Origin of the sequence: Phytobacter sp. V91, assembly GCF_965644225.1 — a bacterium.
Taxonomy (GTDB): Bacteria; Pseudomonadota; Gammaproteobacteria; order Enterobacterales; family Enterobacteriaceae; genus CBFFRJ01.
The window spans coordinates 16,499-33,615 of sequence record NZ_CBFFRJ010000053.1; the positions used below are offsets into that span (position 1 = coordinate 16,499).

Annotated in this window: 19 protein-coding genes; 17 read left to right on the forward strand and 2 right to left on the reverse strand. The window is 57.2% G+C overall.

The window, feature by feature from the left end:
- Positions 1 to 112 precede the first annotated feature (112 nt).
- The 10 genes from ACSZO4_RS12755 to ruvX all read left to right on the forward strand — a co-directional run bounded on the left by ACSZO4_RS12755 (position 113) and on the right by ruvX (position 9,222).
- Positions 113 to 1,987, forward strand: coding sequence for an amidohydrolase (locus tag ACSZO4_RS12755; RefSeq protein WP_437889346.1), 1,875 nt, complete (start codon positions 113 to 115; stop codon positions 1,985 to 1,987).
- Between the two features lie 5 nt (positions 1,988 to 1,992).
- Entirely contained in the window at positions 1,993 to 2,418 is a 426-nt protein-coding gene (locus tag ACSZO4_RS12760) for a DoxX family protein (protein ID WP_437889347.1), read from the forward strand.
- Positions 2,402 to 4,042: an MFS transporter gene (locus tag ACSZO4_RS12765; protein ID WP_437889348.1), complete on the forward strand. Its 1,641-nt coding sequence runs from the start codon at positions 2,402 to 2,404 to the stop codon at positions 4,040 to 4,042. The genes ACSZO4_RS12760 and ACSZO4_RS12765 overlap by 17 nt, the downstream gene beginning before the upstream one ends.
- Positions 4,043 to 4,088: 46 nt before the next feature.
- The gene (locus tag ACSZO4_RS12770; RefSeq protein WP_437889349.1) at positions 4,089 to 4,910 is read left to right on the forward strand and encodes an alpha/beta fold hydrolase; all 822 of its coding nucleotides are present in this window, start codon (positions 4,089 to 4,091) and stop codon (positions 4,908 to 4,910) included.
- A gap of 76 nt (positions 4,911 to 4,986) precedes the next feature.
- Positions 4,987 to 5,487: a SprT family zinc-dependent metalloprotease gene (locus tag ACSZO4_RS12775; protein WP_437889350.1), complete on the forward strand. Its 501-nt coding sequence runs from the start codon at positions 4,987 to 4,989 to the stop codon at positions 5,485 to 5,487.
- Between the two features lie 96 nt (positions 5,488 to 5,583).
- Positions 5,584 to 6,282, forward strand: a complete 699-nt coding sequence (gene endA, locus ACSZO4_RS12780) for a deoxyribonuclease I (protein ID WP_437889351.1) — start codon at positions 5,584 to 5,586, stop codon at positions 6,280 to 6,282.
- Between the two features lie 100 nt (positions 6,283 to 6,382).
- Positions 6,383 to 7,114 carry a 16S rRNA (uracil(1498)-N(3))-methyltransferase gene (gene rsmE / locus ACSZO4_RS12785; protein WP_437889352.1) on the forward strand — a complete coding sequence of 244 codons (732 nt, stop codon included), beginning with the start codon at positions 6,383 to 6,385 and terminating at the stop codon, positions 7,112 to 7,114.
- A 13-nt stretch (positions 7,115 to 7,127) separates the two neighbouring features.
- A complete protein-coding gene (gshB, locus tag ACSZO4_RS12790; RefSeq protein ID WP_437889353.1) occupies positions 7,128 to 8,075 on the forward strand; it encodes a glutathione synthase in 948 nt (315 codons plus the stop codon).
- Positions 8,076 to 8,242: 167 nt separating this feature from the next.
- Entirely contained in the window at positions 8,243 to 8,806 is a 564-nt protein-coding gene (locus tag ACSZO4_RS12795; RefSeq protein WP_437889354.1) for a YqgE/AlgH family protein, read from the forward strand.
- On the forward strand, positions 8,806 to 9,222 hold the full coding sequence (gene ruvX / locus ACSZO4_RS12800; RefSeq protein WP_437889355.1) for a Holliday junction resolvase RuvX: 417 nt from the start codon (positions 8,806 to 8,808) through the stop codon (positions 9,220 to 9,222). Before ACSZO4_RS12795 ends, ruvX begins: the two co-directional genes overlap by 1 nt.
- Positions 9,223 to 9,361: 139 nt before the next feature.
- On the opposite strand, the gene ACSZO4_RS12805 is transcribed toward ruvX, so the two are convergent.
- Complete coding sequence (locus ACSZO4_RS12805; protein ID WP_437889356.1) at positions 9,362 to 10,054, reverse strand: IclR family transcriptional regulator domain-containing protein; 693 nt, start codon at positions 10,052 to 10,054, stop codon at positions 9,362 to 9,364.
- Positions 10,055 to 10,114: 60 nt separating this feature from the next.
- Here ACSZO4_RS12805 and ACSZO4_RS12810 point away from each other — a divergent pair, with 60 nt between their 5' ends.
- Complete coding sequence (locus ACSZO4_RS12810) at positions 10,115 to 12,373, forward strand: FAD-dependent oxidoreductase (RefSeq protein ID WP_437889357.1); 2,259 nt, start codon at positions 10,115 to 10,117, stop codon at positions 12,371 to 12,373.
- On the opposite strand, the gene ACSZO4_RS12815 is transcribed toward ACSZO4_RS12810, so the two are convergent.
- Positions 12,370 to 13,350 carry a type IV pilus twitching motility protein PilT gene (locus ACSZO4_RS12815; RefSeq protein ID WP_437889358.1) on the reverse strand — a complete coding sequence of 327 codons (981 nt, stop codon included), beginning with the start codon at positions 13,348 to 13,350 and terminating at the stop codon, positions 12,370 to 12,372. The two genes, ACSZO4_RS12810 and ACSZO4_RS12815, sit on opposite strands and share 4 nt — an antisense overlap.
- A 17-nt stretch (positions 13,351 to 13,367) precedes the next feature.
- On the opposite strand from ACSZO4_RS12815, the gene ACSZO4_RS12820 reads away from it, so the two are divergent.
- From ACSZO4_RS12820 to ACSZO4_RS12845, 6 genes are all read left to right on the forward strand, one after another.
- Positions 13,368 to 14,072: a YggS family pyridoxal phosphate-dependent enzyme gene (locus ACSZO4_RS12820; RefSeq protein WP_437889359.1), complete on the forward strand. Its 705-nt coding sequence runs from the start codon at positions 13,368 to 13,370 to the stop codon at positions 14,070 to 14,072.
- Between the two features lie 18 nt (positions 14,073 to 14,090).
- On the forward strand, positions 14,091 to 14,654 hold the full coding sequence (locus tag ACSZO4_RS12825) for a YggT family protein (RefSeq protein ID WP_437889360.1): 564 nt from the start codon (positions 14,091 to 14,093) through the stop codon (positions 14,652 to 14,654).
- Positions 14,651 to 14,941, forward strand: a complete 291-nt coding sequence (gene yggU / locus ACSZO4_RS12830) for a DUF167 family protein YggU (RefSeq protein WP_437889361.1) — start codon at positions 14,651 to 14,653, stop codon at positions 14,939 to 14,941. The genes ACSZO4_RS12825 and yggU overlap by 4 nt, the downstream gene beginning before the upstream one ends.
- An 8-nt stretch (positions 14,942 to 14,949) precedes the next feature.
- Positions 14,950 to 15,543, forward strand: coding sequence for an XTP/dITP diphosphatase (locus tag ACSZO4_RS12835; RefSeq protein WP_437889362.1), 594 nt, complete (start codon positions 14,950 to 14,952; stop codon positions 15,541 to 15,543).
- On the forward strand, positions 15,536 to 16,678 hold the full coding sequence (gene hemW / locus ACSZO4_RS12840; protein WP_437889363.1) for a radical SAM family heme chaperone HemW: 1,143 nt from the start codon (positions 15,536 to 15,538) through the stop codon (positions 16,676 to 16,678). Before ACSZO4_RS12835 ends, hemW begins: the two co-directional genes overlap by 8 nt.
- Positions 16,679 to 16,741: 63 nt before the next feature.
- Positions 16,742 to 17,117, forward strand: a 376-nt coding sequence (locus ACSZO4_RS12845; RefSeq protein ID WP_437889364.1) for an endonuclease domain-containing protein, incomplete at its 3' end; no start/stop codon positions are given.

Sequence of the window (17,117 nt, forward strand, 5' to 3'; positions counted from 1 at the left end):
TTTTCGCCTGCTCACCATAATCCCTCCAGTTTTCACGCTCTGCGCTGACGGGGCATCTCATCTTATCGTCCGCTGGCACTACGTCAGTTCCGGGCGTCTAACAGGAGGATTTATGGTCTCGCTCGATAAAGCAGAGCTGATATTACTCAACGGCAAGTTTCACACCGTCGACCGGGAAAACCCGGTTGCCGATGCGGTCGCCATTCGTGACGGCAAGTTTCTGGCGGTAGGCAGCCAGGCTGAGGTGATGGAACACCACTGCGAAGGCAGCAAAGTCATCGATCTTAAGGGCAGTACCGCCATCCCCGGCCTGAACGACTCGCACCTGCACCTGATTCGCGGCGGCCTGAACTATAACCTCGAACTGCGCTGGGAAGGCGTCCCCTCGCTGGCTGACGCCCTGCGCATGCTGAAAGAGCAGGCGCTGCGCACGCCATCCCCGCAGTGGGTACGCGTGGTCGGCGGCTGGAGCGAATTTCAGTTCGCCGAGCGCCGCATGCCTACACTCGATGAGATCAACGAAGCCGCGCCGGAGACCCCGGTCTTTATCCTCCATCTCTATGACCGCGCCCTGCTCAATCGCGCCGCGCTGCGGGTTGTCGGCTACACCAAAGACACCCCGAATCCTCCAGGCGGTGAAATTCAGCGCGACAGCAACGGCAACCCGACCGGGATGCTGATTGCCCGCCCGAACGCCATGATCCTCTACGCGACGCTCGCAAAAGGGCCAAAGCTGCCGCAGGAACAACAGGTGAACTCCACCCGCCAGTTTATGCGTGAGCTGAATCGTCTGGGCCTGACCAGCGCCATTGATGCGGGCGGCGGCTTCCAGAACTACCCGGAAGATTACGAAATCATCAACGAACTGCACGCCAAATCGCAAATGACGATCCGTATCGCCTACAACCTCTTTACCCAGCGTCCGGGCCATGAGCTGGAAGATTTCGAAAAATGGACCGATATGCTGACGCCAGGCCAGGGCAGCGACTTCTTCCGCCATAACGGCGCGGGCGAAATGCTGGTCTTCTCCGCCGCCGACTTTGAGGACTTCCTCGAACCGCGCCCGGATCTGGCGCCCGGTATGGAAGACGAGCTGGAACGCGTGGTACGCCATCTGGTCGAGCACCGATGGCCGTTCCGTCTGCACGCGACCTATAACGAATCCATCAGCCGTATGCTCGATGTGTTCGAGCGCGTTAACCGCGACATTCCGTTCAATGGCCTGCACTGGTTCTTCGACCATGCGGAAACTGTCACCCAGTCGAACATTGAGCGCATCAAAGCGCTGGGCGGCGGAATCGCGGTTCAGCATCGCATGGCCTTCCAGGGCGAATACTTCGCTGAGCGCTACGGCATGGAAGCGGTGCGCCATACGCCGCCGGTGGCGAAAATGCTCGAAACCGGCGTGCCGGTAGGGCTGGGCACCGACGCCACCCGCGTTGCCAGCTACAACCCATGGACCGCGCTCTACTGGCTGGTTTCCGGGCGCACCGTCGGCGGCATGCAGATGTATGACGTCAATGCGCGTCTGGATCGCGATACCGCGCTGATGCTCTGGACTCAGGGCAGCGCATGGTTCTCCAGCGAACAGGGCAAAAAAGGGCAAATTAAAGCCGGTCAACTGGCTGATCTCGCCGTGTTAAGCAAAGACTACTTCCGCGTGCCGGAAGAAGAGATCAAAGGCATCGAGTCCGTGCTGACGGTGGTTGACGGTAAAGTCATTTACGCCGCAGGCAGCTTCAGCGGCGAAGCGCCGCCAGCAATTCCGGTTCTGCCGGAGTGGTCGCCGGTGGTCAATGTGCCGGGTCACTACCGCAGTGCGCCGCCGCAGCAGGCCCGCGTCGGGATGATGCCCGCCGTTCACCACTGTAGCGGTCCGTGCGGCGTGCATAACCACCAGCACGATGTGGCACGAGGATCTTCTGTTCCTGTCTCAGACGATAACGCCTTCTGGGGCGCGCTCGGCTGCAGCTGCTTCGCGTTCTGATGCCTATGAAAAATTCAAAATCTCTGCTGCCCCGAATTGATGCGGGGCTGTTCTTCCTGCGCCTCACCGGCAGCCTGCTGCTTCTCTATGTGCACGGGCTGCCGAAGGTGCTGAACTTCAGTGAAGAGCTGACAAAAATCGAAGATCCCTTTGGCTTCGGCCCCTGGATGAGCCTGCTGCCCGCCATTTTGGCCGAAGTGGTGTGCCCGGTCTTCATCATCCTCGGTATCGGCACCCGGCTGGCCTGTTTGCCGATTATTGGCGTGCTGCTGGTGGCGATGCTGGTAGTGCATCCGCAGTGGAGCATCGCTGAAGGGCAATTCGGCTGGCTGCTGCTCATCATCTTTACCACCCTGGCGCTGACCGGAGCGGGTAAATGGCGCGTTAGCGTATATGGGGAACAGGAGCTCAGACATGGCGCAAGTCAATGATATCCAGACGGCATCGTCGCAGGTTGCGTCAGAAGGAGTGAGCGCCGCGCCAGTCAGCACCTCCTCCTGGCAGCCTCTGCGCCAGCCGGTGTTTCGTATGCTGTGGATTGCCACGGTGGTTTCCAACATTGGTTCATGGATGAACGATGTGGGAGTCAACTGGACCATGCTGACGCTGAGCGCCGACCCGCTCGCCGTCGCGCTGGTCCAGGCGGCGAGCAGCCTGCCGATGTTTCTTTTCGCCCTCCCCTCCGGGGTGATGGCGGACATCGTCGATAGGCGAAAATACCTGCTGTTTTCTCAGCTATGGGTGTTTATTGCCGCCGCCGGGTTAACCCTGCTCTCGTTTGCCGGACTCGTTACACCCGTGGTGCTGTTGATTGCAGCCTTCCTGTTAAGCGCGGTCGCCGCCATGAGTTCACCGCAGTTTCAGGCCATCGTGCCGGATCTGGTGGAAAAACATGAGCTGGCTCCCGCCATTGCGCTTAACTCGCTCGGCATTAATATCAGCCGCGCCATTGGCCCGGCGTTGGGCGGTCTGGTGCTCTCCTTTGCCGGTCCCTGGGTGGTGTTCGCCCTCAACGCCCTGTCGGTGCTGGGCGTGACCTGGGTGCTGTGGCGCTGGAAAGCAGAACCCTCAATTCAACGTCTGCCGCCGGAGCACTTCTTCTCAGCCGTGCGTGCCGGGCTGCGCTATGTGCATGCCGCCCCGGTGCTCAGAAACGTGCTGGTGCGTACCGTCGCCTTCTTCACCTTCGCCAGCGCAGGCTGGGCGCTGCTGCCGCTGGTCGCTCGCCGTGAGCTTGGCCTTGGCCCCGGCGGTTACGGGATAATGCTGGCCTGTATCGGACTGGGCGCCATTTGTGGCGCCATTGCGCTGCCGCGTCTGCGCAAACATTTTGATCCCGACAGGCTGATGGTGCTTAACAGCGCGATCTTTGCCGTCAGCATGCTGGCGCTGGCCTTTGTCCGTCACTTCTGGCTGCTCAACGCGTTTGAGTTTCTGACCGGTTTTGCCTGGATTGCGGTGCTCTCCACGCTCAACGTCGGCGCACAGCGCAGCGCCGCGAAATGGGTGAAGGCGCGGGCGCTGGCGGTTTATCTGACGGTCTTTTTTGGCGCCATGACGCTGGGCAGCGCCATCTGGGGCCAGTTGGCTTCGCACTTCGGTATTCCGGCGTCGTTATGCGTGGCGACGGTGGGCATGCTGCTGGCGAGCCTGACTGCGCTGCGCTGGAAGCTGAACAAAGATCCCGACCTGAATCTGGATATTCGTGACATCGACAGCCACGCGCAGTCACTCGACATTTCCCATGAACGTGGGCCTGTCATGGTGATGTACGACTATGTGATTGACCCGCAAGACGTGGCGGAATTTGTCATCTGCGTGCAGGAAATTCGCCGCGTGCGCGTGCGCGGAGGGGCGCTAAGCTGGTCCGTTTATGAAGACATTCAGCGCCCCGGCGTATTCGTGGAATCTTTCGTGGTCGGCAGCTGGATTGAGCATCTGCGCCAGCTGGAGCGGCATACGGTGAATGACCTGCTGATCCAGAGCAAAGTGCAGGCTTTCCACCGGGGAGACGCTCTCCCCAAAGCACGCTATCTGATAGCACCCATAATGTAAGCACTCTTCCTGGCAATCCAGGCAAAGCAACAGTGAGGATTCAGCAATGAGCACCATTAAAACGCAGGACGGTACGCAGATTTATTACAAAGACTGGGGCACCGGCAAACCGGTATTGTTCAGCCATGGCTGGCCGCTGGATGGCGATATGTGGGACAGTCAACTCAACTTCCTGGCCGAGCGCGGCTACCGCGTGATTGCCTTTGACCGTCGTGGTTTTGGTCGTTCCGATCAGCCGTGGAACGGCTACAACTACGATACCTTCGCTTCCGACATCAACGATCTCATCACCACGCTTGATCTTAAGGATGTGACGCTGGTGGGCTTCTCCATGGGCGGCGGCGACGTCTCCCGCTATATCGGCCGCTACGGCAGCGCCCGCGTCAGGGCGCTGGTGCTGCTGGGTGCGGTGACGCCAATTTTCGGTAAAACGGCTGACTACCCGCAGGGCGTCGACATGAGCGTGTTCGAAGGCATTCGCAATGGGCTGCGCCAGGATCGCGCGCAGTTTATCAGCGATTTCGCCACGCCGTTCTACGGCATCAATGCCGGGCAGACCGTTTCTCAGGGGGTGCTGACCCAGACGCTGAACATCGCGCTGCTGGCCTCACTCAAAGGAACCATTGACTGCGTGACGGCCTTTGGCGAGACCGATTTCCGCCCGGATATGGCGAAAGTCGACGTGCCGACGCTGGTGATCCACGGCAGTAACGACCAGATCGTGCCGTTTGCAACCACGGGTAAAGTGGCGGCAGAGATGATCCGTGGCGCGCAGCTGAAGGTATATGACAACGCGCCGCACGGCTTCGCTGTCACCCATCAGGATCAGTTGAACAACGATCTGCTGGCCTTCCTGGAGTCGCTGTAGGTTACAGAAAGCCTCGCCCCGGTAAGGCGAGGCTTTCTCTTGCACTCCCCCGCATCGCGCCCTATCCTCTGCCGGTATGAAAACCACCCGTCTCCCCATCGCAACTCAGCAGGCCATCATGCGCAGCCTGCGGGAAAAGCTTGCCCTCGCGAACAGCAAACTGGAAAGAAATTATCCACTGCCGAAGCTGGTGTATCAGCAGCGCGGCACCGCTGCCGGTACTGCCTGGCTTAATCACTGGGAAATTCGCCTCAACCCGGTTTTGTTGGTCGAAAATGAGCAGGCGTTTATCGATGAAGTCGTACCCCATGAGCTGGCGCACCTGTTGGTATGGAAGCATTTTGGCCGCGTGCCGCCCCATGGCAAAGAGTGGAAATGGATGATGGAGAGCGTGCTGGGTGTTCCCGCCCGACGCACCCACCAGTTCGAGCTGGAGTCGGTTCGGCGTAATACGTTCCCTTACCGCTGTAAATGCCAGCAGCACCAGCTAACCGTCCGCAGACACAATCGTGTTATGCGTGGTGAGGCGACTTATCGCTGCGTGCACTGCGGCGAAACACTGGTTGCCGAACGTTAATTACATGAATCATTAAGAACCTTTTCTCACACCAACTGATTGCATCCTGTCAGCGCATCCGTTACGTTGCGCACTTCAATTGACCGGGAGTGCACCATGTTACGCATCATCTTCTCATTACTGTTGATACTCATAGCCGTTCCGGCATCGGCTGAGGGTATCAATAGCTTCTCACAAGCCAAAGCGGCGGGCGTTAAGGTAAATGCCGACGTACCGGGCGATTTTTACTGCGGGTGTAAAATCCAGTGGCAGGGAAAAAAAGGCGTGGTGGATCTCGCCGCCTGCGGCTACCAGGTACGCAAAAATGAAAACCGCGCCAGCCGCATCGAATGGGAGCATGTAGTGCCCGCCTGGCAGTTTGGCCACCAGCGCCAGTGCTGGCAGGACGGAGGGCGTAAAAACTGCGCCAAAGATCCGGTCTACCGCAAGATTGAAAGCGATATGCACAACCTGCAACCGGCGGTCGGTGAAGTGAATGGCGATCGCGGCAACTTTATGTACGGTCAGTGGAACGGCGGCGAAGGTCAGTATGGTCGCTGTGAAATGAAAATCGACTTTAAAGCAAAACTCGCCGAGCCCCCAGCCAGCGCCCGCGGGTCGATCGCCCGTACCTACTTCTATATGCGCGACCAGTATCAGCTCAACCTTTCTCGCCAGCAGACGCAGTTGTTTACGGCCTGGGACAAGCTTTATCCGGTCACCGACTGGGAATGTACCCGCGATGACCGTATCGCCAAAGTTCAGGGCAACCACAATCCTTACGTGCAGCGCGCTTGCATGGCGCGAAAGAGCTAACCTACACTAGCGGCAATTGTTACTTTTAGGGGTGCATTGACCCTCACCCCGCCCCTCTCCCTGCAAGGGAGAGGGAGCAAACCACACGGAAATCTGAACTATGCGCATTCCCCGTATTTATCATCCCGAATCCATTACCACTGGCACTGAAGTCGCGCTGTCTGAAGACGCAGCCAATCATGTTGGTCGCGTACTGCGGATGAACCAGGGCCAGGCCATTCAGCTTTTCGACGGTTCGAATCAGGTGTTTGACGGTGAAATTACCCGGGCGGATAAAAAAAGCGTGCTGGTCAGAATTACCCACGGGGAAGTCGATGACCATGAATCTCCGCTGCATATTCATCTGGGCCAGGTGATGTCCCGCGGCGAAAAAATGGAATTCACCATCCAGAAATCGATTGAACTGGGTGTAAGCCTCATTACGCCACTTTTTTCCGAACGCTGTGGCGTTAAACTGGATGCCGAGCGTCTGAATAAAAAGCTCGCGCAGTGGCAGAAAATCGCCATCGCCGCCTGTGAACAGTGTGGTCGCAACCGTATTCCGGAAATTCGTCCGGCAATGGATTTGCAAGACTGGTGTGCAGAGGAAGAGAGCGGTCTTAAGCTTAATCTTCACCCTCGCGCCAGCCAGAGCATTAACACGCTGCCGTTGCCGGTTGAGCGGGTGCGTTTGCTGATTGGCCCGGAAGGCGGACTGACCGCCGACGAAATTGCCATGACCGCACGTTACCAGTTTACTGATATTCTGTTGGGACCCCGCGTATTGCGCACTGAGACAACTGCCCTGACCGCCATCACCGCATTGCAGGTACGTTTCGGCGATTTAGGTTAAACGGAGAAGCATAATGATTAAGCTCGGCATCGTGATGGACCCCATCGCGCAGATTAATATCAAAAAAGACACCAGCTTTGCCATGCTGCTCGAAGCGCAGCGTCGCGGCTATGAACTGCACTATATGGAAATGGCCGATCTTTACCTGATCAACGGTGAGGCCCGGGCGCGTACTCGCCTGCTCAGCGTCGAGCAGAACTACGACAAATGGTACGAGTTTGGTAGCGAGCAGGATATTGAACTCGCCTCACTGGACGCCGTGCTGATGCGTAAGGATCCGCCGTTCGATACCGAATTTATCTACGCCACCTACATCCTTGAGCGCGCCGAAGAGAAAGGTACGCTGATCGTCAACAAACCGCAGAGCCTGCGCGACTGTAACGAAAAATTGTTCACCGCCTGGTTCCCGGAACTGACCCCGGAAACGCTGGTCACCCGCAATAAAGCGCAGATCAAAGCCTTCTGGCAGAAGCACAAAGATATCATCCTTAAGCCGCTGGACGGCATGGGCGGCGCCTCTATCTTCCGCGTTAAAGAGAGCGATCCTAACCTGGGTGTGATAACCGAAACCCTGACCGATTTGGGTAACCGTTACTGTATGGCGCAGAACTATCTGCCAGCCATCAAAGACGGCGACAAGCGCGTGCTGGTTGTGGATGGCGAGCCGGTGCCTTATTGCCTGGCGCGTATCCCGCAGGGGGGGGAAACCCGTGGCAACCTGGCGGCAGGCGGTCGCGGCGAACCACGTCCGCTGACCGAAAGCGACTGGGCGATTGCCCGTCGTGTTGCCCCGGTTCTGAAAGAGAAAGGCCTTATTTTCGTTGGTCTGGATATCATCGGCGATCGTCTGACGGAAATTAACGTAACCAGCCCAACCTGCGTGCGCGAGATTGAAGCAGAGTTCCCCATCTCCATCACCGGTATGCTGATGGATGCCATCGAGGCCCGGCTGGCGAAATAACACTTATACCCGTCATATTTAGGGTATATCGCTACCCGAAATATGACGGCTATCGCGGGAGGGAACCCGCAGTTTCATTCCCCCCTAAAGTCTGGCAGTGACAGCGTGTCGCTTTCCCCGCATACTGAACTGCCGCTTTTTTGAACCAGGAAACAGAACCTCTGACAATGAATTTACAGCATCACTTTCTTATTGCCATGCCTGCTCTCCAGGATCCGCTGTTTCGCCGTTCCGTGGTTTATATCTGCGAATACAACGACGATGGGGCCATGGGGTTGGTTATCAATAAACCTCTTGAAAACCTTAAAGTTGAGGGTGTTCTGGAGAAACTGAAAATTACCCCCGAAGACAGGGATCCGGCCATTCGCCTGGATAAGCCCGTGTTACTGGGCGGCCCGCTGGCTGAAGATCGCGGGTTTATCCTGCATACGCCGCCGAATAATTTCGCCTCCAGCATTCGCGTCTCCGATAACACCATTATCACCACCTCCCGTGATGTGCTGGAAACGATGGGTACCGCCAGGCAACCAAAAGAGATACTGGTCGCGCTCGGTTACTCGTCATGGGAAAAGGGTCAGCTTGAGCAGGAAATTCTCGATAATGCCTGGCTGACCGCTCCGGCAGATTTGAACATTCTGTTTAAGACGCCGATTGCCGATCGCTGGCGGGAAGCCGCGAAACTGATTGGCATCGACATTTCGACAATGCCCGGTGTTGCGGGGCATGCCTGATGAGCGGAACCTTACTGGCGTTTGATTTTGGCACCAAAAGCATTGGCGTTGCCATCGGGCAGCGCATTACCGGCACCGCCCGCCCGCTCAGTGCGCTTAAGGCGCAGGATGGCACTCCTGACTGGAATCAGATAGACAGGTTATTAAAAGAGTGGCAGCCGGAAGCCGTTATCGTCGGCCTGCCTCTGAATATGGACGGCAGCGAGCAGCCGCTCACCGCCCGTGCGCGCAAGTTTGCCAATCGTCTTCATGGTCGTTTCGGCGTGGCGGTGACGCTGCATGATGAGCGTCTTAGCACCGTTGAAGCACGTGCTGGCCTGTTTGAACAGGGTGGTTTCCGGGCCCTGAACAAAGGCAGTATTGACTCAGCTTCTGCGGTCATCATTCTCGAAAGCTACTTCGAACAGCACCTCTGACAGCCCGGGCTGAGTTCACTCAGCCCTTCTCTTCTGCGCAATAACAGATACGTTCTACCGATCGCGCTCACATTTTTGAGCCGATTTTTTTGCATTTCCATGATTGTTTCTATAAAAGAAACAAATCAAGTGTCGTGACTCAGGATTTCTGCGTCAGTCGTCGTGCCAGGGTATGCAACTCGCTTAAGCGTTCATCGATGACCTTATTGTCCACCTGCCACATTCCGGCAAAGGCCAGCGCCGCTGAATGAGCGCCAAGGGGTTTGGCCATCGACACTTCGCCGTCATCGTGATGCCAGACCACGCGTCCCTGCTCACGTTGCTGGGCAATATGAGGTGCCAGTTGCTGCCACTGCTCATCCACAAAACGCTTTTGCAGCTCTTCATCGCTTTCAGCTGCAAGCAGTGACATACCGATCACCGATTGCCATGCGGGCAGCATATGAAAACCCGCCAGCGCCTGGGTGACCTGAGTGCCGGGTTCAGAGTGATAGATATAGATGACCTGATCTTCCCAGAGCACGCCCATCGCCACCACGATGTCTTTGGGGGCGAAATTTTCCAGCAGGGGCAAAGCCTGGGAAAAAAGCGCAGAGCCGCGGATCGCCTGGGCAGCCAGGGCGTGAATACCAGGCCCCGGCAGATAGCGACGTTGCTCATCCTGCATGGTCAGGCCGATGGAGGCCATGGTCATCAGCAGACGATTGACCCGCGTGGTGTTGATCCCCATCAGTCGCGCCAGCTCGCGACAGCCGATGGCACGGCCGCTGGAGACCAGGTATTGCAGGCAGCGAATACCATCAATCAGGCTTTGGTTCGGTTGTGAGGACATACAGGATCTCGCAGATGACTTGAACGTCAATTTTACCGTCAGGAAACAAGGATACAAGGTATGAATATCTATCCGCAAACCGGAACGAGAACCTTTCCTTCAAAGCAGCTAAACGCTGACCTTGTGGTCGCCGGTGGGGGGCTGGCAGGACTGTGCGCTGCCCTTGCCGCAGCACGTGAAGGATTGCAGGTCGTGCTTATCCAGGACAGGCCCGTCCTTGGCGGTAATGCTTCAAGCGAAGTTCGCCTGTGGGCGAACGGGGCCACCTCGCATATGGGCAACAATAATCGTTGGGCCCGCGAAGGCGGGATCATGGGCGAGATACTCGAAGAGAACCTGTGGCGCAATAAAGAAGGTAACCCGGTGATGTTTGACCTGGTGCTACTGGACATGGCCAAAAGCCAGCCAGGCCTGACATTGCTGCTCAATACCACGATTTACGCGCTGGAAAAAACGCAGCGCACCCTGAGCCAGGTCAGTGCCTTTAACGCCATCAACGAGACCTTCTACATCGTGAATGCCGACCAGTTTTGCGATGCCACCGGTGACGGTGTGCTTGGCTTTCTGGCGGGGGCAGAGTATCGGGAAGGGGCAGAAGAGCCTGAGGAACTGGGCGAGAAAATGGCCCCAGGCGATAACTTCGGCCATAAACTTGGGCATTCAATTTACTTCTACACCAAACACACGCCAGGCCCGGTCAATTTTGTCCCGCCCTCATTCGCCTTGCAGGACATTACCGCCATTCCTCGTTATAAACGCCTGACGTCGACCCTCAACGGCTGCGACCTGTGGTGGCTGGAATGGGGGGGGCGGCTGGATACCGTTCATCAGAGTGAGGAGATCAAATGGGAGCTGTGGAAAATCGTCTGGGGGGTATGGGACCACATCAAAAACTCCGGCGAATTCCCCGAAGCCGCCAACATGACCATCGAATGGGTTGGCGCCATTCCCGGTAAACGTGAAAGCCGCCGCTTTATGGGCGACCATTTGTTATGCCAGCAGGACATCATCGAACAGCGCGACCACTACGATGCCGTAGCCTATGGCGGCTGGTCGATTGACCTGCATCCGGCAGACGGGGTCTACAGTACCCATGATGGCTGCCGCCAGTTTCACAGCAAAGGCACTTATACCATTCCCCTGCGTAGCCTCTACAGCCGCTCACTGGATAATCTCTTTCTGACCGGCAGACTGATTTCCGCCTCCCATGTGGCTTTCGGCAGCGCCCGCGTCATGTGCACCTGCGGTCTGCTCGGCGAAGTGGTTGGCCAGGCGGCGGCATTGTGTAAAACCCGGCAACTGACGCCTGCACAGCTGGCGCAGCGTGAACAGGTCAAGTTGCTGCAACAGCAACTCCAGGCCCGGGGCTGCTATATTCCCCGCCAGTGGCTGGATAACCCGGCGCAGGGGGCAACCGTCACCGCCAGTAGCCAATACATCCTCAGCTCACTGGCCCTCAACGGTCAGTGGCATTCGCTGAGTGAACGGATGGCGGTTTTGCTGCCGGTACAGGCAGGTAAATCGCCCGGTGAGATAACCGTACGCCTGCGCTCATCCTCCCGGCAATCGCTGACCTGTTCGCTGCTCACAAGCCATCATGCCGGCAACTTCACCCCCGAAGAACAGTTCGACAGCTGTACCCTGGAGGTGGAAGGCGAGCAGGATTACAGCTTCAGTTTCACCAGGCAAAGCGATCACGACCAGTATATGTTCCTCGCCTTTGATGCCCAGCCGAATGTTGAGATAGCGCTAACGGATACCCAACTGCCCGGCATCATGACCGTTTTCAACAGCCTGAATGCCCGCGTGGCGAAACACACCCGCCAGATTGTCGACGGCGATTACGGCGCTGATGAGTTCGATTTCTGGCTACCGCGCCGCCGCCCTCATCAGGTCATGCCCGCACTTAACTTTAGCCAGCCTCTGCGCTGCTATTGCCCGGACAATCTCCTTAATGGCCGCCTGCGCCCGGAACAGCAAACTAACGCCTGGGTGCCCGCCGCTGATGATCCACTGCCCACTTTGCGCTGGCAGTGGCGCGCCCCTCAACGCGTCTCCATCCTGACGCTGGTACAGGACAACGATTTCGACAATGCGATGGAAACCGTGCAGATGGGCCACTTCCTGCCGGTCACTCCCCACTGCATCACCCACTACCGCCTGTGGGCCGATGAGACGTTGCTTGCAGAAGTGACCCGCAATCACCACTCGGTCTGCGAACACCGGCTGCCCGTCCCCGTTACGGCGCGCGAAGTACGCCTGGAGATTCTGGCCACCGCCGGAGCGCTGCCCGCGATCTACTCGCTGAACATCAGCTAAAGCCGCCCCTGGGCCTGCCGGTGCTGGAGACTCTGGGCAAAGGTCTGCATCCCCACCTGCTGCCCGGTTTGTAGCACGCCGGGTAGCTGGTGCGTTTTTCCTTCACGGATAAGATTGGCCACCGCCGGGGTATTAATCAACAGCTCAAACAGCGCCACACGCCCGCCCTGCGTATCTGCCTCAAGCCGCTGGGCCAGCACCGCCTGTAGGCTCCCGGCAAGCTGGCTGCGCACCGGGTCTTTCTCCTCGGCAGGAAAGGTATCCACCAGTCGTTCAATGGCCTGGTGCGCGCCCCGGGTGTGCAGGGTTGCCAGTACCAGATGACCGGTTTCTGCCGCCGTCAGCGCCAGACGAATGGTTTCGCTGTCACGCAGTTCACCCAGTAAAATGACGTCAGGATCTTCGCGCAATGCGCCCCGCAGGCCTGCGGCAAAAGAGACGCAGTGTGGGCCAATTTCCCGTTGCTGGATCAGACAGCGCTCGCTGGTGTGGATAAACTCCACCGGATCTTCAAGGGTCAAAATATGCCCGTCGAGATGCTGATTATAGTGGCTCACCACCGCCGCAAGGGTCGTGGACTTACCGCTGCCGGTGGCTCCGGTCACCAGAATAAGGCCATGCTCGCGCGTCAGCAGTTGCGTAAATGCCGCAGGAACCTCAAGCTCGCTGAGTGTCGGGCAGCGCGTTGGCAGCAGACGCAAAGCCAGTGAGACGCCCCGTTGATGGCGAAAGACGCTGGCCCGAAGCCTCTGCTGGCTCGGGGTGGTCAGGGCAAAATCCGCCTGCCCGGCCGTTCGTAACTGATGTTGCTGAACCTCGGTTAAATGGGTGACCAGCAGCGTGCTGATATCCGGAGGCTCAAAAGGGGCGATTTCCAGCCGCCCTTGCCTGCGCCAACGCGGCGCCTGGCAATCGCACAGGTGTAGATCCGAGACGTTATGCTTTACACTAAGCTCCACTATTTTTTCCATATCCATAAAGCCATCCTGGGAATATGAACGATATAGCGCATAACCTGGCACAGGTCCGGGCCAAAATCTTAGCCGCAGCAACAACTTGCGGCCGTGCTCCAGAAGAAATTACGCTGCTTGCGGTCAGTAAAACCAAACCTGCGAGCGCCGTCGTACAAGCATTCGAGGCCGGTCATCGGGCGTTTGGCGAAAACTACGTGCAGGAAGGCGTCGATAAAATCCTTCATTTCCGCCAGCAGGGCGTGGAAGGCATGCAATGGCACTTTATTGGCCCGCTGCAATCCAACAAAAGCAGGCTGGTGGCTGAGCATTTTGACTGGTGCCATACCGTTGACCGTCTCAAAATCGCCAGCCGCTTAAGCGAACAGCGCCCGGCAGAACTGCCGCCGCTGAACGTGCTGATTCAGGTCAATATCAGCGATGAACAGAGTAAATCCGGTATCGACCTTGCCGAACTGGATGCGCTGGCAGCCCAGGTGGTTGAATTACCGGGTATCTGCCTGCGTGGTTTGATGGCGATCCCGGCGCCAGCCGCCAGCTACGACCAGCAATTTGCCTTGGCCCGTCAAATGGCTGTCGCATTTGACGCGCTTAAGGTACGTTACCCCAGCGTTGACACCCTTTCTCTGGGAATGTCTGACGATATGGAAGCCGCGATTGCGGCAGGTAGCACCATGGTGCGCATCGGAACGGCCATTTTTGGCGCGCGCGATTACACAAAAAACTAAGGAAACCTGAGGAACGCCATGAATACGTTGTCCACTCTCCTTTCACTGCTTATCCAGGCTTACACCATGGTACTGCTGCTGCGCATCTGGATGCAGTGGGCGCGCTGTGATTTCTATAACCCGTTCTCGCAGTTTATTGTGAAGGTCACCCAGCCGATAGTTGGCCCACTGCGGCGCATCCTGCCTTCAATGGGGCCAATTGACAGCGCATCGCTGCTGATTGCGCTGGTGCTTTGCGCCATAAAAGTGTTCTTAAACCCGTACGTCACCATGGACGGCGTGTTTATCGCCCTGGCGGCAGTGCTGATAATCCTTAAAACCGTCGGCTCGCTGATTTTCTGGGTGCTGCTGGCCATGGCCATTATGAGTTGGGTAAGCCAGGGCCGTAGCCCGGTAGAATACGTGCTGTTGCAGCTGACGGAACCGCTGCTGCGCCCGATCCGTCGCCTCCTTCCCTCGATGGGCGGCATTGATTTTTCGCCGATGATTCTGGTGCTGTTGATGTATGTCATCAACATGGGCGTGATGGAGCTGCTGGCGAATACCATCGTTCCGTTGGCTTATATCTGGAACTGGGCGTGAGTGCCGTCACTTCCTGTGACGACGGGCTGGTACTGCGGCTGTATATTCAGCCGAAGGCCAGCCGGGATACCATTGTCGGACTGCATGGCGACGAGTTAAAAGTCGCCATCACTGCCCCACCGGTCGATGGGCAGGCTAATGCCCATCTGGTCAAATTTCTCGCCAAACAGTTTCGGGTGGCTAAAAACCAGGTGCTGATTGAAAAAGGCGAACTGGGCCGCCATAAACAGGTCAAAATTACCCATCCGCAACAGATTCCTTCGGCCCTTACGGCCCTGATTAATTAGGATCCATTATGCAAAAAGTTGTTCTCGCCACCGGTAATCCCGGTAAAGTGCGCGAGCTTGCCTCGCTGCTGAATGATTTCGGTCTGGATATCGTGGCGCAAACTGAACTGGGCGTTGAGTCCGCCGAAGAGACCGGGCTGACTTTTATCGAAAACGCGATCCTCAAAGCGCGTCATGCCGCACAGGTGACCGGCCTGCCAGCCATTGCCGATGACTCGGGTCTGGCCGTTGACGCGCTGGGCGGGGCACCGGGGATCTACTCCGCACGTTACTCCGGGGTGGATGCGAGCGACGAAGCCAATCTGCAAAAGCTGCTGACCGCCTTGCAGAACGTGCCGGACGATAAGCGTCAGGCCCGGTTCCACTGCGTGCTGGTTTATATGCGTCACGCCGAAGACCCGACACCGCTGGTCTGTCATGGCAGCTGGCCTGGCGTTATTACCCGTACACCTGCAGGCCAGGGCGGGTTTGGTTACGATCCGATTTTCTTTGTGCCGACGGAAGGTAAAACAGCCGCCGAACTGACCCGCGAAGAAAAGAGCGCCATCTCCCACCGTGGGCAGGCGCTGAAACTGTTACTGGAAGCATTACGTAATGGCTAATTTGCCGCCTTTAAGTCTTTATATTCACATTCCGTGGTGCGTGCAGAAATGCCCGTACTGCGATTTCAATTCCCACGCGCTGAAAGGCGAGGTGCCGCACGATGACTATGTGCAGCATCTGCTGGCCGATCTGGATATCGATGTCCCTTACGCGCAAGGGCGTGAAGTAAAGACCATCTTTATTGGTGGCGGTACGCCGAGCCTGCTCTCCGGCCCGGCGATGCAGACCCTGCTCGATGGCGTGCGTGCGCGTCTCAATCTGGCAGCAGATGCGGAAATTACGATGGAAGCAAACTCTGGGACCGTTGAAGCCGATCGCTTTGTCGATTACCAGCGCGCCGGGGTGAACCGTATTTCCATCGGCGTACAGAGTTTCAGTGAGCCGAAGTTGCAGAAGCTTGGGCGTATTCACGGCCCGGATGAGGCCAAACGCGCGGCTCATCTGGCAACGGGTCTGGGGTTACGCAGCTTTAACCTGGATTTGATGCACGGCCTGCCGGATCAGTCGCTGGATGAAGCGCTGGACGATTTACGTCAGGCGATTGAACTGAACCCGCCCCATCTGTCCTGGTATCAGCTCACCATCGAACCCAACACGCTGTTTGGTTCGCGCCCGCCAGTGTTACCGGACGACGATGCGTTATGGGATATTTTCGAACGCGGTCATCAGTTGCTTACTGCGGCTGGCTATCAGCAGTACGAAACCTCGGCCTATGCCAAACCTGGGTATCAGTGCCAGCACAACCTCAACTACTGGCGCTTTGGCGATTACCTCGGCATCGGCTGCGGCGCGCATGGCAAAGTGACCTTCCCGGACGGGCGGATTTTACGTACCGCGAAGACCCGCCACCCACGCGGTTATATGCAGGGGCGTTATCTGGAGCGCCAGCATGATGTGGCGACTGAAGATAAGCCATTCGAGTTCTTTATGAACCGTTTCCGCTTGCTGGAAGCGGCCCCGCGCGCTGAATTCACGCTGTTTACCGGGCTTGATGAGAGCGTGATCCGCCCACAGCTCGATGCCGCATTAGCCCAGGGTTATCTCACCGAGTGCGAGCAGTACTGGCAGATAACCGAGCACGGCAAGCTGTTTTTAAACTCCCTGCTGGGGCTGTTCCTCGCCGAAGAGCCCTGAAGCCTGCTCCAGGATTTTGCCTCACGTTCAGCCAGCTAAGAAATTAGCTGGCAAAGTGGGGGAATGGAAAAAGCAAAACAACTCCGCGCTGATATGACCCTCGAAGAAACCCGCCTCTGGTATTTGCTCAGGGGTCGGCGTTTTTACGATTATAAATTTCGTCGACAAATGCCAGTTGGGCCCTATTTTGCCGACTTCGCCTGTTTTAAAGCGAAGCTGATTGTTGAACTGGATGGAGGGCAGCATCAGGATAATGATGACTATGATGGGCGTAGAACGGCATTCCTGAATGCGATGGGATGGGAAGTCATCCGTTTCTGGAACAATGAACTGAGAGCTAATGAGGAAGGAGTGCTGATGGTGAGCCTGTACATAAAATTGTGTAATTGCCTGATTTTGATATGTTCAATCCAACATCAAAAGCAGGTTAATTTATGGA

Excerpts from the sequence above, each read along its gene's own strand:
- ACSZO4_RS12825 (WP_437889360.1), top strand. The coding sequence starts at position 14,091 with ATGAATACGTTGTCCACTCTCCTTTCACTGCTTATCCAGGCTTACACC.
- ACSZO4_RS12755 (WP_437889346.1), top strand. The coding sequence starts at position 113 with ATGGTCTCGCTCGATAAAGCAGAGCTGATATTACTCAACGGCAAGTTT.
- ACSZO4_RS12770 (WP_437889349.1), top strand. The coding sequence starts at position 4,089 with ATGAGCACCATTAAAACGCAGGACGGTACGCAGATTTATTACAAAGAC.
- ACSZO4_RS12805 (WP_437889356.1), bottom strand. The coding sequence starts at position 10,054 with ATGTCCTCACAACCGAACCAAAGCCTGATTGATGGTATTCGCTGCCTG.
- hemW (WP_437889363.1), top strand. The coding sequence starts at position 15,536 with ATGGCTAATTTGCCGCCTTTAAGTCTTTATATTCACATTCCGTGGTGC.
- ACSZO4_RS12810 (WP_437889357.1), top strand. The coding sequence starts at position 10,115 with ATGAATATCTATCCGCAAACCGGAACGAGAACCTTTCCTTCAAAGCAG.
- rsmE (WP_437889352.1), top strand. The coding sequence starts at position 6,383 with ATGCGCATTCCCCGTATTTATCATCCCGAATCCATTACCACTGGCACT.
- ACSZO4_RS12815 (WP_437889358.1), bottom strand. The coding sequence starts at position 13,350 with ATGGATATGGAAAAAATAGTGGAGCTTAGTGTAAAGCATAACGTCTCG.
- ACSZO4_RS12760 (WP_437889347.1), top strand. The coding sequence starts at position 1,993 with ATGAAAAATTCAAAATCTCTGCTGCCCCGAATTGATGCGGGGCTGTTC.
- ACSZO4_RS12765 (WP_437889348.1), top strand. The coding sequence starts at position 2,402 with ATGGCGCAAGTCAATGATATCCAGACGGCATCGTCGCAGGTTGCGTCA.
- ACSZO4_RS12835 (WP_437889362.1), top strand. The coding sequence starts at position 14,950 with ATGCAAAAAGTTGTTCTCGCCACCGGTAATCCCGGTAAAGTGCGCGAG.
- ACSZO4_RS12775 (WP_437889350.1), top strand. The coding sequence starts at position 4,987 with ATGAAAACCACCCGTCTCCCCATCGCAACTCAGCAGGCCATCATGCGC.
- ACSZO4_RS12820 (WP_437889359.1), top strand. The coding sequence starts at position 13,368 with ATGAACGATATAGCGCATAACCTGGCACAGGTCCGGGCCAAAATCTTA.
- gshB (WP_437889353.1), top strand. The coding sequence starts at position 7,128 with ATGATTAAGCTCGGCATCGTGATGGACCCCATCGCGCAGATTAATATC.
- ruvX (WP_437889355.1), top strand. The coding sequence starts at position 8,806 with ATGAGCGGAACCTTACTGGCGTTTGATTTTGGCACCAAAAGCATTGGC.
- endA (WP_437889351.1), top strand. The coding sequence starts at position 5,584 with ATGTTACGCATCATCTTCTCATTACTGTTGATACTCATAGCCGTTCCG.
- ACSZO4_RS12795 (WP_437889354.1), top strand. The coding sequence starts at position 8,243 with ATGAATTTACAGCATCACTTTCTTATTGCCATGCCTGCTCTCCAGGAT.